Source organism: Serratia proteamaculans (assembly GCF_013337185.1).
GTDB classification, from domain to species: Bacteria; Pseudomonadota; Gammaproteobacteria; order Enterobacterales; family Enterobacteriaceae; genus Serratia; species Serratia proteamaculans_D.
Window position 1 is genome coordinate 12,127 of record NZ_SWDE01000012.1, and the last position, 13,592, is coordinate 25,718.

Genomic DNA, 13,592 nt, shown 5'->3' on the forward strand with positions numbered 1-13,592 from the left:
GTAGCTGCAACATTATTTGAGTATCCTGAAAACGGGCTTTTCAGAATGGTGTTGCCGTATAAAATAGTAGGAGTGCATAGTGGCCCGTATAGCAGGCATTAACATTCCTGATCATAAACATACCGTAATCGCCTTAACGTCGATCTTCGGAATCGGTAAAACCCGCTCACAGTCTATCTGTGCGTCTACGGGTATTGCTGAACATGTTAAGATCAGTGAGCTGTCTGAAGAGCAAATTGAACAGCTGCGTGAAGCAGTCGCCAAATTCACTGTAGAAGGTGATTTGCGTCGTGAAGTTACCCTGAGCATCAAGCGTCTGATGGATCTTGGTACTTACCGTGGTTTGCGTCATCGTCGTGGTCTGCCAGTTCGCGGTCAGCGTACTAAGACCAACGCACGTACCCGTAAGGGTCCGCGTAAACCAATCAAGAAATAATCAGGGTGATTGAATAATGGCAAAGGCACCTGTTCGTACACGTAAGCGTGTAAGAAAACAAGTCTCTGACGGCGTGGCTCATGTCCATGCGTCTTTCAACAACACCATTGTGACTATTACCGATCGTCAGGGTAATGCATTGGGTTGGGCAACTGCCGGTGGTTCTGGTTTCCGTGGTTCTCGTAAGTCAACTCCGTTTGCAGCTCAGGTTGCAGCCGAACGTTGTGCTGACGCAGTAAAAGAATACGGTATCAAGAATCTGGAAGTTATGGTTAAGGGACCGGGTCCAGGCCGCGAATCAACTATTCGTGCTCTGAACGCCGCTGGTTTCCGCATCACTAATATTACTGATGTGACTCCTATCCCTCACAACGGTTGTCGTCCGCCGAAAAAGCGTCGCGTATAACGTAAGCTTTTAGGTTTGTTGGAGAAAGAAAATGGCAAGATATTTGGGTCCTAAGCTCAAGCTTAGCCGCCGTGAGGGCACAGACTTGTTCCTGAAGTCTGGCGTTCGCGCGATCGATACCAAGTGTAAAATTGAACAACCGCCTGGTCAACACGGTGCGCGTAAACCGCGTCTGTCTGACTACGGTGTACAGTTACGTGAGAAGCAAAAAGTTCGCCGTATGTACGGTGTTCTGGAGCGTCAATTCCGTAACTATTACAAAGAAGCAGCACGCCTGAAGGGCAACACCGGTGCAAACCTGTTGCAACTGCTGGAAGGTCGTTTGGACAACGTTGTTTACCGTATGGGCTTCGGCGCTACTCGTTCAGAGTCACGTCAGTTGGTTAGCCACAAAGCAATTATGGTAAATGGTCGCGTTGTTAACATCGCTTCTTATCAGGTATCTCCGAATGACGTAGTCAGCATCCGCGAGAAGGCTAAAAAGCAATCTCGTGTTAAAGCTTCTCTGGAGCTGGCTGAGCAGCGTGAAAAGCCGACCTGGCTTGAAGTTGATGCTGCTAAGATGGAAGGCGTGTTCAAGCGTATGCCTGAACGTACCGATCTGTCTGCGGACATTAACGAACACCTGATCGTCGAGCTTTACTCCAAGTAAGGCTTAGTACCAAAGAGAGGACACAATGCAGGGTTCTGTGACAGAGTTTCTAAAACCGCGCCTGGTAGATATCGAGCAAGTCAGTTCGACGCACGCCAAGGTGACCCTTGAGCCGTTAGAGCGTGGCTTTGGCCATACTCTCGGCAATGCACTGCGCCGTATTCTGCTTTCGTCTATGCCGGGTTGCGCGGTGACCGAGGTTGAGATTGATGGTGTACTGCATGAGTACAGCACCAAAGAAGGCGTACAGGAAGATATCCTGGAGATCCTGCTCAACCTGAAAGGGCTGGCGGTGAGAGTTCAAGGGAAAGATGAAGTTATCCTTACCCTGAATAAATCTGGCATTGGCCCTGTGACCGCTGCCGACATTACCCATGATGGTGATGTCGAAATCGTCAAGCCTCAGCACGTGATCTGCCACCTGACCGATGAAAACGCTGCTATCAGCATGCGTATCAAAGTTCAACGTGGTCGTGGTTATGTGCCGGCTTCTGCCCGAATTCATTCGGAAGAAGATGAGCGCCCGATCGGTCGTCTGTTGGTTGACGCCTGCTATAGCCCTGTAGAGCGTATTGCCTACAATGTTGAAGCAGCGCGTGTAGAACAGCGTACTGACCTGGACAAGCTGGTCATCGAAATGGAAACCAATGGCACGATCGATCCTGAAGAGGCGATCCGCCGTGCGGCTACCATCCTGGCTGAACAACTTGAAGCTTTTGTTGACTTACGTGATGTTCGTCAACCAGAAGTTAAAGAAGAGAAACCAGAATTCGATCCGATTCTGCTGCGCCCTGTTGACGATCTGGAATTGACTGTCCGCTCTGCTAACTGCCTTAAGGCAGAAGCTATCCACTACATCGGTGATCTGGTACAGCGTACCGAGGTTGAGTTGCTGAAAACGCCGAACCTGGGTAAAAAATCTCTTACTGAGATTAAAGACGTGCTGGCCTCCCGTGGACTGTCTCTGGGCATGCGCCTGGAAAACTGGCCACCGGCAAGCATTGCTGACGAGTAACCGGATCACAGGTTAAGGTTTTACTGAGAAGGATAAGGTCATGCGCCATCGTAAGAGTGGTCGTCAACTGAACCGTAACAGCAGCCATCGCCAGGCTATGTTCCGTAACATGGCCGGCTCTTTGGTTCGTCATGAGATCATCAAGACGACCTTGCCAAAAGCAAAAGAGCTGCGTCGCGTTGTTGAGCCGCTGATTACTCTTGCCAAGACCGACAGCGTAGCTAATCGTCGTCTGGCATTCGCCCGTACTCGTGATAACGAGATCGTGGCAAAACTGTTTAACGAGCTGGGCCCGCGTTTCGCGAGCCGTGCCGGTGGTTACACTCGCATTCTGAAGTGTGGCTTCCGCGCAGGCGACAACGCGCCGATGGCATACATCGAGCTGGTTGATCGTGCTGAGTCTCAAGCAGAAGTAGCAACTGCAGAGTAATCTGTGGACGCGTGAAAAAACCGGGCTTGCCCGGTTTTTTTACGTCCTTAATCAGCCAAACGTGCGTTCTTTCCCCACCAGACTTAAGATCCCCGTCCCTATCCGCTATGCTAACGCTATTAATCAGACCAATTGAGGGGGTATCTCATGTGGTTACTCGATCAATGGGCGGAGCGTCATATCCTTGATGCGCAGGCTAAAGGTGAATTGGATAATTTGCCTGGTCAGGGCCAACCACTTGTATTGGACGATGACAGTGCCGTGCCTGCTGAATTGCGTACTGGCTTTCGCTTGCTTAAAAATGCTGGCTATTTACCCGCTGAGTTGGAAGATCGCAAAGAGGCTTTGAATATAGCTCGGTTGCTGCAAGTGATTGAGAGTGATCATCCAGACTATATTGAACTTGGCAAACGGATGGCACTGCTGGAGTATCGTTTACGACAAGCAGGAATGAGTACCGATTTCTTGCATGCTGAATATCAACGTGCATTGAGTGGAAAATTTTCACCGGAGAAAGAGTGATGCTTAAAATTGGCCAACTGGCAAAGCTTGCTGACGTGACGCCCGACACCGTGCGTTACTACGAGAAGCAGGGAATGATGGATCATAACATCCGTACCGAGGGCGGTTATCGGTTGTATAGCGATCAAGACTTGCAGCGGCTGCGTTTTATCCGTTATGCCAAGCAACTCGGTTTTACGTTGGAAACCATTGCCGAACTGTTATCTATCCGTGTTGACCCGGTGCATCATACCTGTCGAGAGTCGAAGTCGATCGTTGATGCGCGGCTCAGTGAAGTAGAAAATAAGCTTAAAGAGTTAACTCGGATGCGTGAGTCGCTAAAGCGTCTCAGCGATGCCTGCTGCGGTAGCGCGCATACCAGCAACTATTGCTCGATTTTGGAAGCGCTGGAACAGGGCGCCAGCGATGAAAAGGTAAAAAAAGGTGCCTGAAAGGGCTGGCGGCTCTTTAATTTTTATACGAGCAGCAGTATTATCGCCACGATTTATATCCATACGTAAACAAGGAGAATTACCATGACTAAATACCGTCATACCAAAGGCCAGATACAGGACAATGCTATTGAGGCACTGTTGCACGATCCGTTATTCCGCCAAAGGATAGAGAAAAATACCAAAGGGAAAGGCAGTTATCGGCGTAAAGACAAACATGCAAAAGGCGGTAACTGGGAGGCCAGTGGTAAACTATCAAAGGATAATTTACCACTGGCCTTCTGGTTTTAAGGCATTAAAAAAGCCATCTGAATAAGATGGCTTTTTAGTAACCCGAGCTAAACTATTTTATAGTTTTGGCTGTTGCTGTTGGCTCAGTAAATCGCGAATTTCAGTCAGCAATTTTTCTTCTGCAGTTGGCGCAGGTGGCGCTGCCGGCTCTTCTTCCTGTTTACGGCGTACTTTGTTCATTAATTTAATTGCCAGGAAAATAGCGAAGGCAACAATCACGAAATCGAAAATAGTCTGGATGAATGAACCGTAGTTCATCACTACTGCAGGAACCGCGCCTTGAGCTTCGCGTAGTACCAGGTGGAATTGTTTGAAATCAACACCACCGATCAGCAAGCCCAGCGGTGGCATGATGATATCTGCAACGAAAGACGATACGATCTTACCAAACGCCGCACCAATAATTACACCCACTGCCAAGTCGACCACGTTGCCACGCATGGCAAATTCGCGGAACTCTTTCATCATACTCATAGAACGCACCCCTTGCAGAATTTAATAACTCAAGTTTAACAAAGCAATTTCCCTTTGCCACAAAAGGAGCGAAAAGTTTTATCCCTTTCTATGGCAGAGAACAACTTCGCAATTATAGACCATTCATTACTACATTTGTTCTACAGGAAGAAAGGACTTGGTTGGAACAGGCGTTCAACGTCAGGAACGAACTTTTTGTCGGTTATAAACATAATGACGTGATCGCCCTGTTCGATTTTGCTGCTGCCGTTGGCAATAATAACGTCATCACCGCGCACAATGGCGCCAATGGTAGTGCCCGGCGGCAATTTAATATTTTCAACGGTGCGGCCGACCACTTTTGAGGTACTTTCGTCACCGTGCGCAATGGCTTCGATGGCTTCCGCGACGCCGCGACGGAGTGAGGAAACGCTGACGATATCCGCTTTCCGTACATGTCCTAACAGCGCTGAAATGGTTGCCTGTTGTGGAGAAATTGCAATATCGATGACGCTACCTTGTACCAGGTCAACATAGGCGCGGCGTTGAATCAGCACCATTACTTTTTTGGCACCCATGCGTTTGGCGAGCATGGCGGACATGATATTTGCTTCGTCATCGTTGGTGATAGCGATAAAAACATCCACCTGATCAACGTGTTCTTCTGCCAGCAGTTCCTGGTCAGAAGCATCGCCATAAAACACGATGGTGTCATGCAGCTGTTCGGCCAGCTCTGCGGCGCGTTGCTGATTACGTTCAATCAACTTCACGTTGTAAGATTTCTCCAACCTTTGCGCCAGGCCTGCGCCGACGTTGCCACCGCCAACAATCATGATGCGCTTATAGGGCTTTTCCAGTCGTTGCAACTCACTCATTACCGCACGGATATGCTGTGAGGCAGCAACAAAGAACACTTCATCGCCAGCCTCAATAATGGTGGAACCCTGCGGGCGAATTGGTCGATCCTGACGGAAGATAGCGGCGACGCGAGTATCAATGTGCGGCATATGTTCGCGCATTGAAGACAGGGCATTACCCACCAATGGGCCACCGTAGTAGGCTTTTACCGCGGCAATACTGACTTTACCTTCTGCAAAGTTCACCACCTGCAGCGCGCCCGGATACTCAATCAATTTATAGATGTAGTCGATAACCAGCTGTTCTGGTGAGATCAGATGGTCAATGGGTACCGCTTCTGGGTGAAACAGCTTCTCTGACTCGCGGATATATTCTGGCGCACGGATACGGGCGATTCGGTTAGGTGTATTAAATAGCGAGTAGGCAATCTGACAGGCAATCATGTTGGTTTCGTCTGAGTTGGTGACGGCAACCAGCATATCGGCATCTTCCGCCCCCGCTTCTCGCAGTACTCGTGGATGCGAGCCGTAGCCCTGAACGACCCGCAGGTCGAACTTATCCTGTAACTGACGCAGGCGGCCGGAATCGGTATCCACGACGGTAATATCGTTATTTTCACCCACCAGGTTTTCTGCCAGTGTTCCGCCAACCTGACCCGCGCCAAGAATAATTATTTTCATTCGCTTCTCTGCTTCACACTGAAACCGCTGAAGATTATCTGAAAGGGCGCAACAGCCGCGCCCAGAGTACTGAACAGCTACATTTTAATCAGCTTAGCGTAAAAGAAGCCATCCCCATCCTCTGGATGCGGAAGATTCTGTCGGCCAGGCTGTTGTTCGTTGCCGGTTTCAACCAGACGGGCATCGGCATGACGCTGGAGGAAGGCGCTAACCTGTTCAGCGTTTTCTGCCGGCAAGATGGAGCAGGTGGCATACACCATCACTCCTCCACTTTTGAGATGTGGCCAGATGGCTTCAATAATCTCGGCCTGCAGTGTGGCCAGTTCAGCGATATCACTGTCGCGTCGCAGCCATTTAATATCTGGGTGACGACGGATCACACCGGTGGCAGAGCAAGGCGCATCCAGCAAAATGCGATCGAACTGCTTGTCGCCGCACCATTGTTGCGGAGTACGGCCATCGCCTTGCTTCACTTCGGCATTCAAACGCAGACGTTGCAGGTTTTCTTTGACCCGGCTCAGGCGCTGTTCGTCGACATCGACGGCCATCACATGGGCTTTGGGAGCCGCCTCTAAAATATGGGTGGTTTTACCACCGGGAGCCGCGCACAAATCGAGGATCTGTTCCCCGTCTTGCGGATCCAGCAGATCGACACAACCCTGCGCGGAGGCATCCTGCACCGTGACCCAGCCGTCGGCAAAGCCTGGCAGATCGGTAACGGCGCATGGGGCCAGCAGACGCACTGCATCGCGATATTCGGCATGCGGTTCAGCGGCAATGCCGGCCTGCTCCATCAACTGCAAGTAGTCTTCGCGAGTATGATGCAAACGGTTGACGCGCAGCCACATTGGCGGCTTCTGGTTATTGGCATCGATGATTTGTTCCCACTGTGCGGGATAGGCCTGCTGGATACGTTTCAACAGCCAGCTTGGGTGCAGATAGCGGCTGTCATTATTGGCAGCGCGTTGCAGTAATTCTTCCTGCTGGCGTTGGAACTGGCGCAATACGCCGTTGATCAGGCCCTTAAGCTGCGGGCGTTTCAGCGCTACTGCGCCTTCTACGGTTTCCGCCAGCACTGCATGAGCGGGAATACGGGTATACAGCAGTTGGTATAAGCCAACCATCAACAAATAGTGCAGCGTGCGCTGCTTGCCGGTCATTGGCTTGGCCATTAATTGTTGAATACACCATTCCAGTTGCGGCAAGACGCGCAGGGTGCCGAAGCACAGTTCCTGCAGCAGAGCACGATCCTTGTCAGAAATGGTTTTTTGCAGTGACGGCAGGACAGTACTGAGTGACTGGCCCTGATCCAACACCTGACCGATGGCAATGGCTGCGATGCTGCGGAGATTGTAATTGTTTTTCATAGGCTAAAGCTGATAACGATCGGCATTAAGAAAGAAACAGCCCGGCGATTATTGGCCGAGCAGTGGGGGCGGTTTATAACCGGTTGCCCGGAGTAAACCATTCGCGACGTGAGTTCAGCAAATCCTGAGCTGACATGGGTTTTTTGCCTGCCGGCTGCAGTTGAGTCAGGTTAAGAATACCTTCGGCGGTCGCCACCTGAATGCCGTGCTTGTCGGCATGGATGATGGTGCCAGGTTCTGCATCCGCGTTTTGCGCCAACACCGTTGCCTGCCACACTTTCACCGGTTGGTCGTCAATGGTGAAATAACTGACGGGCCACGGGTTGAAGGCACGAACGCAGCGCTCAAGTTGCGCAGCGGACAGATTCCAGTCCAGACGGGCTTCTTCTTTGCTCAATTTTTCAGCATGGGTGACCAGCGACTCATCCTGCACTTCACGTTTCGCCGTACCTGCAGCCATCTGTTGCAACGTGGTCAGCAAGCCCTGTGGGCCGAGCTGAGCCAGTTTATCGTACAGGCTGGCGCTGGTGTCATCGGCTTCGATCGGGCAGGCAATCTTGTGCATCATATCGCCGGTGTCCAAACCCACGTCCATCTGCATGATGGTAACACCGGTTTCGTTATCGCCGGCCCACAGTGAACGTTGGATCGGTGCGGCACCGCGCCAGCGAGGCAGCAGTGAACCATGGACGTTGATACAACCGAGTCGCGGCATATCCAACACCGCTTTGGGCAGGATCAGGCCATAAGCCACGACAACCATGACATCGGCATTGAGATCGGCAACCAGGTGCTGGTTTTCTTCCGGGCGCAGTGACTTGGGCTGAAACACCGGTAAATGGTGTTGCTCGGCCAGAACTTTAACCGGGCTGGGCGTCAGCTTATTGCCGCGTCCCGCAGGGCGGTCGGGTTGAGTGAAAACTCCGACAATCTGGTGCCCAGATGACAACAGCGCGTCAAGGTGACGCGCTGCGAAGTCTGGAGTTCCGGCGAAAATAATCCGTAAAGAGTCAGACACGTTGATTTCCTGATCGGTTAGGCGCGGGCGTTAAGCTTGGCCATTTTTTCCAGTTTCTGACGGATACGCTGGCGCTTGAGTGGCGACAGGTAATCGACGAACAGCTTGCCTACCAGGTGGTCCATCTCGTGCTGGATACAGATGGCCAACAGGTCGTCGGCTTCCAGCTCAAAAGGTTTGCCGTCACGGTCCAGCGCTCTGATTTTCACAGCAGCGGCGCGTGGGACTAAAGCACGTTGTTCAGGAATGGAAAGGCAGCCTTCCTCTATCCCGGTTTCACCGCTTTTTTCCAGCAGTTCCGGGTTGATCAGCACCAGGCGCTGATCGCGGTTCTCAGAAACGTCAATGACGATAATGCGCTGATGGATATCCACCTGTGTCGCAGCCAGGCCAATGCCTTCCTCTGCGTACATGGTTTCAAACATATCATCCACGATGCGCTGGATATTCGCATTGACTTCTTTTACCGGGGCCGCGACTTTGCGCAGCCGGTCATCTGGGTAATGTAATACCTGCAATACTGACATATATCTTGAGATCTGTATCCGAGTGATAAACGAGGTTTAGCTTCTATTCTAGACATTTCCCAGCCTGATTGACAGCATTGCGCACCAATTGCTCGAATTGGTAATACCACCATTTTCTGCGGGGGAACAGGCGATGCAGGCACAGGAAATCGGCTTACGGATGCGCGGTGTCACCGGGCTGGGGGCGGCGCAGGCCAGCCAGATGATACGGCAGATGGTGGAGACTGGAGGAGAGCCTTATCCGCTGTTACGGGAATTGGGGTTGAATGACCGGCAGCGGGCCCAATTTCGTCAGATGGATCCGGGCTATCTGGCGGCCACTCTCACCTGGCTGGAACAGCCCGGCAACTTGATGTGGGTCTACGGTGAGGTTGGCTACCCAGAGCGATTGCTCCCTATTGACGATGCTCCGCTGTTGCTGTTGGCAAAGGGGAATCCGGATGCTGTGCAGCAGCCGCAAATCGCCATGGTGGGTAGCCGTCAGTTTAGTCATTACGGTGAACACTGGGCCAATTACTTTGCCACCGGATTAGTGCACTGCGGGTTTACCATCACCAGCGGGCTGGCCCTTGGCATTGACAGCATTTGCCACCGTGCTGCGTTGGCCGCTGAAGGAGCCACCGTCGCCGTTCTGGGCAGCGGCTTGGCCAATATCTACCCGCGCCGGCATCAACGCTTGGCCGAACAGATCGTAGAAAGCGGCGGGGCGCTGGTTTCTGAGTATCTGGCCACCGATCTGCCAATGCCCGACCACTTTCCACGCCGTAACCGTATCATCAGTGGGTTAAGCCTGGGCGTGGTGGTCATCGAAGCTTCCTTGCGCAGCGGAACGCTGATTACCACACGTTATGCGTTAGAGCAGGGGCGTGAGGTTTTTGCCTTACCTGGGGCGCTGGGCAACCCGATGAGCGAGGGCACGCATTGGTTGATCCAACAGGGGGCTTATCTGGTTACCGGCCCGAAAGAGATCGCTGAACAACTGGGAAGCGGGCTGCATTGGCTGTCACTGAGCGAAAATACAACTATTTGTGCGTCAGAGGCTGAAGTTGAATTGCCATTTGCCGATGTGTTGGCTAACGTAGGAGATGAGGTGACACCTGTTGACGTCGTCGCTGAACGTGCCGGCCAACCTGTGCCAGAAGTGGTAATCAAATTACTCGATCTGGAGTTAGCAGGGTGGATCGCAGCTGTACCCGGCGGCTATGTCCGAATAAGGAGGGCAGGCCATGTTCGACGTACTGATGTACTTGTTTGAAACTTATATCCACAATGAACCAGAGATGCGCGTCGATCAGGATCAACTGACTGATGATCTCGCTCAGGCGGGGTTTCATCGGGATGATATCTACAACGCGTTGAATTGGCTTGAAAAGCTCGCTGACCTGCAGGAAGGCGAAAATGCGCCGTATTTTATGGATGCCGATCCGCTGGCAATGCGGATTTACACCGAAGAAGAAGGCGTGCGTTTGGATGCCAGTTGCCGTGGTTTCCTCCTGTTCCTGGAGCAGATTCAGGTATTGAACCTCGAAACCCGTGAAATGGTTATCGATCGTGTTATGGCTTTGGATAACACGGAATTCGATCTCGAAGATCTGAAATGGGTGGTGCTGATGGTGCTGTTTAATATCCCCGGATATGAAAGTGCCTATCAGCAAATGGAAGAACTGTTGTTTGAAGTAAACGAAGGTTATCTGCACTGAGCCGATAACATGAATAGAAGAAGTTATGACAAAAGCCGCGATTTTTGCCGCCAGGCAAAATGAACCCTGTCCGGAATGCGGGGCCGAGCTGGTGATCCGCAGTGGTCGCCACGGCCCCTTCCTCGGCTGTACCCGTTACCCTGAATGTCAACATATCCGGCCGCTGAAGGCCCAGGCCGATGGCCATATTGTAAAAATGCTGGATGGGCAGGAATGTCCGAAATGCCAGGCGACGCTGGCCTTGCGCCAGGGACGTTACGGTATGTTTATCGCTTGCAGTAACTACCCGGAGTGCGACCACACCGAGGTTATCGATAAACCGGACGAAACCAGCATCAGCTGTCCGCAGTGCGAGCAGGGCAAACTGCTGCAGCGGAAATCGCGCTATGGCAAGGTATTCCACTCCTGCGATCGCTACCCTGAATGCCAGTTTGTTCTCAATTTTAAACCCGTTGCCGGTGAGTGTGAGTATTGCCACTATCCGTTGCTGATGGAAAAGCGTACGGCGAAAGGTCCTACCCTTTGCTGTGCCAGTAAACTTTGCGGGAAACCCGTAGTCACCACAGAATAATGACATCATGAGCTCAGAATCCACAGTCATCTTCACGCCAATTATTGACGCACTGCATAATCAACAGGTCATTGCCTATCCGACCGAGGCAGTGTTTGGTCTGGGTTGCGATCCCGACAGCGAGCAGGCGGTTAATGCATTATTGGCACTGAAACAGCGCCCCTGGGAAAAAGGACTGATCCTGATTGCGGCCGATTACGCGCAGTTAACACCTTATATAGATGACACCGCGTTGAACGAACAGCAACGCGCCACGATGTTTGCCAGTTGGCCGGGCCCGGTGACCTGGGTAATCCCTGCCCGGCCGGAAACGTCGCGTTTGCTGACTGGCCGTTTCAATTCGTTGGCGGTACGCGTTAGCGATCATCCGTTGGTACAGCAACTTTGTCGGCAGTTTGGCAAACCGCTGGTATCGACCAGCGCCAACCTCAGCGGGCAGGAACCTTGCCGTAGTGCCGATGAAGTGCAGCAGCAGTTTGGTGCCGCTTTCCCGGTGTTGGCCGGCAGCGTCGGTGGCCGTCTTAATCCTTCCGAAATCAGAGATGTCCTGACCGGTAAGCAGATCCGTCAAGGCTAGAGGTAACGTGCATGGAGAAGTTTGCAGTATTCGGTAACCCTATCGGCCACAGTAAGTCACCGCGTATTCATGCGCTATTTGCCGCGCAAACAGGTATAGAACACCCCTATGGAACTGTGCTGGCGCCACTGGATGGTTTCGAAACCACTTTGCAGACGTTCATTCAGGCGGGTGGCAAGGGGGCGAACGTCACCGTCCCTTTTAAAGAAAATGCTTATGAAGCGGCGACCGAACTGAGCCAACGAGCCTCGCTGGCCGGTGCGGTAAATACCTTAAAGATACTGCCGGACGGTGGGTTACTGGGTGACAATACTGATGGGATCGGCTTGCTGACCGATCTTGAACGTCAGAAGTTGATCCAACCCAAGGATCGTATTCTGCTGGTGGGGGCGGGTGGCGCGGCACGCGGCGCGATCTTGCCGTTACTGTCTTTTGGTTGTGAAGTGGTGATCACCAACCGTACTTTTAGCCGTGCGCAGACACTGGCGCAGGTATTCCAGCATCTGGGTGAAATATCTGCGTTGCCCCTGGATCAACTTGATCAACAGCGGTTTGATTTAGTGATTAACGCTACGGCATCCGGTATCAGCGGTGACATCCCGGCGCTACCGGTTGGTATGGTCAATGGTCATACGCGTTGTTATGACATGTTTTATCAGCAGGGATTAACCCCGTTTTTGGCCTGGGCACAGCAACAGGGCGCCACAGAATATGCCGACGGTTTAGGGATGCTGGTGGGGCAGGCCGCGCATGCGTTCCTGCTGTGGCATGGTGTGATGCCGGAGATCGAACCGGTATTACGCCAGCTGCGTCAAGAACTGGCAGGGTAACTCGGAGCCCGTTCCCCTGTGCGGGAACGGGCGCCAGTCAGATATCTTCTGACAAATATTCGTCTTTCCAACGTACATAGTTAGTAGAAGAGTAAAGCAATCCTTCCCGCTCCGCAGCGGTCAATGGGCGAACCTGGCGTGCCGGGCTGCCCATATAGAGATAGCCGCTCTCCAGGCGTTTACCCGGTGCCACCAGGCTGCCGGCACCAATCATCACATCATCTTCTATTACTGCACCATCCAACAGGATCGATCCCATACCTACCAGCACCCGATTGCCGATGGCGCAGCCGTGCAACATGGCCTTGTGCCCCACAGTAACGTCTTCACCGATCAGTAATGGGTAACCTTCAGGGTTATGCTCAGACTTATGGGTTACGTGCAACACGCTGCCATCCTGAATATTGCTGCGTGCACCAATTTTTACTGCGTTCACATCGCCGCGAATAGCAACCAACGGCCAGACACTGACGTCATCTGCCAGCTCAACGTTACCGATCACTACACTGGAAGGGTCGATCATGACGCGCAAACCCAGTTTGGGAGAGTAATGAAGATAAGAACGTACTGCATCAGACATGGTAATAGCCTCGCATCGGGATCATATTTACCGGCAATACTAGACGTTGGCGGTGGAATTACAACCAACTGAAGTGACGGATCCTGCGGAAAACGGCCCTGATCGCGCAAGATCCACCCGAAAGGGCCGAAAAGTGTGCAAACAGTAAGAAAAGATCAAAAAAGGGGTTGTGCAAAAAACTCGGTTCCCTATAATGCGCCTCCATCGACACGGCGCAAGTGATTCACTTCACACAGCGGCCGGGAAGA

Annotated in this window: 19 protein-coding genes; 13 read left to right on the forward strand and 6 right to left on the reverse strand. The window is 52.2% G+C overall.

Annotated elements, in window-relative coordinates; translation table 11 throughout:
• The first annotated feature begins 79 nt into the window (after positions 1–79).
• The 8 genes from rpsM (at position 80) to FCL49_RS24385 (ending at position 4,183) form a co-directional block, all read left to right on the forward strand.
• The gene (gene rpsM / locus FCL49_RS24350; protein ID WP_012147213.1) at positions 80–436 is read left to right on the forward strand and encodes a 30S ribosomal protein S13; all 357 of its coding nucleotides are present in this window, start codon (positions 80–82) and stop codon (positions 434–436) included.
• A gap of 16 nt (positions 437–452) precedes the next feature.
• Positions 453–842, forward strand: coding sequence for a 30S ribosomal protein S11 (gene rpsK, locus FCL49_RS24355; protein ID WP_004951128.1), 390 nt, complete (start codon positions 453–455; stop codon positions 840–842).
• A 31-nt stretch (positions 843–873) separates the two neighbouring features.
• Complete coding sequence (gene rpsD / locus FCL49_RS24360; RefSeq protein WP_012147212.1) at positions 874–1,494, forward strand: 30S ribosomal protein S4; 621 nt, start codon at positions 874–876, stop codon at positions 1,492–1,494.
• A 25-nt stretch (positions 1,495–1,519) separates the two neighbouring features.
• Positions 1,520–2,509, forward strand: a complete 990-nt coding sequence (locus FCL49_RS24365) for a DNA-directed RNA polymerase subunit alpha (RefSeq protein WP_002919219.1) — start codon at positions 1,520–1,522, stop codon at positions 2,507–2,509.
• 40 nt (positions 2,510–2,549) lie between these two features.
• The gene (gene rplQ, locus FCL49_RS24370) at positions 2,550–2,939 is read left to right on the forward strand and encodes a 50S ribosomal protein L17 (RefSeq protein ID WP_004929726.1); all 390 of its coding nucleotides are present in this window, start codon (positions 2,550–2,552) and stop codon (positions 2,937–2,939) included.
• A 147-nt stretch (positions 2,940–3,086) separates the two neighbouring features.
• Positions 3,087–3,461: a DUF1992 domain-containing protein gene (locus FCL49_RS24375; RefSeq protein ID WP_174355449.1), complete on the forward strand. Its 375-nt coding sequence runs from the start codon at positions 3,087–3,089 to the stop codon at positions 3,459–3,461.
• On the forward strand, positions 3,461–3,892 hold the full coding sequence (gene zntR, locus FCL49_RS24380; protein WP_153858323.1) for a Zn(2+)-responsive transcriptional regulator: 432 nt from the start codon (positions 3,461–3,463) through the stop codon (positions 3,890–3,892). The genes FCL49_RS24375 and zntR overlap by 1 nt, the downstream gene beginning before the upstream one ends.
• An 84-nt stretch (positions 3,893–3,976) precedes the next feature.
• Positions 3,977–4,183, forward strand: a complete 207-nt coding sequence (locus tag FCL49_RS24385; protein WP_012147210.1) for an alternative ribosome-rescue factor A — start codon at positions 3,977–3,979, stop codon at positions 4,181–4,183.
• Positions 4,184–4,240: 57 nt separating this feature from the next.
• Here FCL49_RS24385 and mscL read toward each other — a convergent pair whose 3' ends face one another.
• From mscL to def, 5 genes are all read right to left on the reverse strand, one after another.
• Positions 4,241–4,657, reverse strand: coding sequence for a large-conductance mechanosensitive channel protein MscL (mscL, locus tag FCL49_RS24390; RefSeq protein ID WP_174355450.1), 417 nt, complete (start codon positions 4,655–4,657; stop codon positions 4,241–4,243).
• Positions 4,658–4,797: 140 nt separating this feature from the next.
• A complete protein-coding gene (gene trkA, locus FCL49_RS24395) occupies positions 4,798–6,174 on the reverse strand; it encodes a Trk system potassium transporter TrkA (RefSeq protein ID WP_135318310.1) in 1,377 nt (458 codons plus the stop codon).
• 77 nt (positions 6,175–6,251) lie between these two features.
• Positions 6,252–7,541 carry a 16S rRNA (cytosine(967)-C(5))-methyltransferase RsmB gene (rsmB, locus tag FCL49_RS24400; RefSeq protein WP_174355451.1) on the reverse strand — a complete coding sequence of 430 codons (1,290 nt, stop codon included), beginning with the start codon at positions 7,539–7,541 and terminating at the stop codon, positions 6,252–6,254.
• A 73-nt stretch (positions 7,542–7,614) separates the two neighbouring features.
• Positions 7,615–8,559, reverse strand: a complete 945-nt coding sequence (gene fmt, locus FCL49_RS24405) for a methionyl-tRNA formyltransferase (protein ID WP_174355452.1) — start codon at positions 8,557–8,559, stop codon at positions 7,615–7,617.
• Positions 8,560–8,576: 17 nt separating this feature from the next.
• Positions 8,577–9,086 carry a peptide deformylase gene (def, locus tag FCL49_RS24410; RefSeq protein WP_012147205.1) on the reverse strand — a complete coding sequence of 170 codons (510 nt, stop codon included), beginning with the start codon at positions 9,084–9,086 and terminating at the stop codon, positions 8,577–8,579.
• A gap of 133 nt (positions 9,087–9,219) precedes the next feature.
• Between def and dprA the strand changes: the two genes are divergently transcribed.
• From dprA to aroE, 5 genes are read left to right on the forward strand one after another with little or no spacing between them, the layout of a single operon-like run.
• Positions 9,220–10,341, forward strand: coding sequence for a DNA-protecting protein DprA (gene dprA, locus FCL49_RS24415; RefSeq protein ID WP_174355453.1), 1,122 nt, complete (start codon positions 9,220–9,222; stop codon positions 10,339–10,341).
• Positions 10,313–10,786, forward strand: a complete 474-nt coding sequence (gene smg, locus FCL49_RS24420; protein WP_012147203.1) for a DUF494 family protein Smg — start codon at positions 10,313–10,315, stop codon at positions 10,784–10,786. Before dprA ends, smg begins: the two co-directional genes overlap by 29 nt.
• A gap of 25 nt (positions 10,787–10,811) precedes the next feature.
• Positions 10,812–11,357: a DNA topoisomerase family protein gene (locus tag FCL49_RS24425; RefSeq protein ID WP_012147202.1), complete on the forward strand. Its 546-nt coding sequence runs from the start codon at positions 10,812–10,814 to the stop codon at positions 11,355–11,357.
• 7 nt (positions 11,358–11,364) lie between these two features.
• A complete protein-coding gene (tsaC, locus tag FCL49_RS24430; protein WP_174355454.1) occupies positions 11,365–11,934 on the forward strand; it encodes an L-threonylcarbamoyladenylate synthase type 1 TsaC in 570 nt (189 codons plus the stop codon).
• A gap of 11 nt (positions 11,935–11,945) precedes the next feature.
• A complete protein-coding gene (gene aroE / locus FCL49_RS24435; protein WP_174355455.1) occupies positions 11,946–12,764 on the forward strand; it encodes a shikimate dehydrogenase in 819 nt (272 codons plus the stop codon).
• 37 nt (positions 12,765–12,801) lie between these two features.
• On the opposite strand, the gene FCL49_RS24440 is transcribed toward aroE, so the two are convergent.
• Entirely contained in the window at positions 12,802–13,344 is a 543-nt protein-coding gene (locus FCL49_RS24440) for a gamma carbonic anhydrase family protein (RefSeq protein WP_174355456.1), read from the reverse strand.
• Positions 13,345–13,592 lie beyond the last annotated feature (248 nt).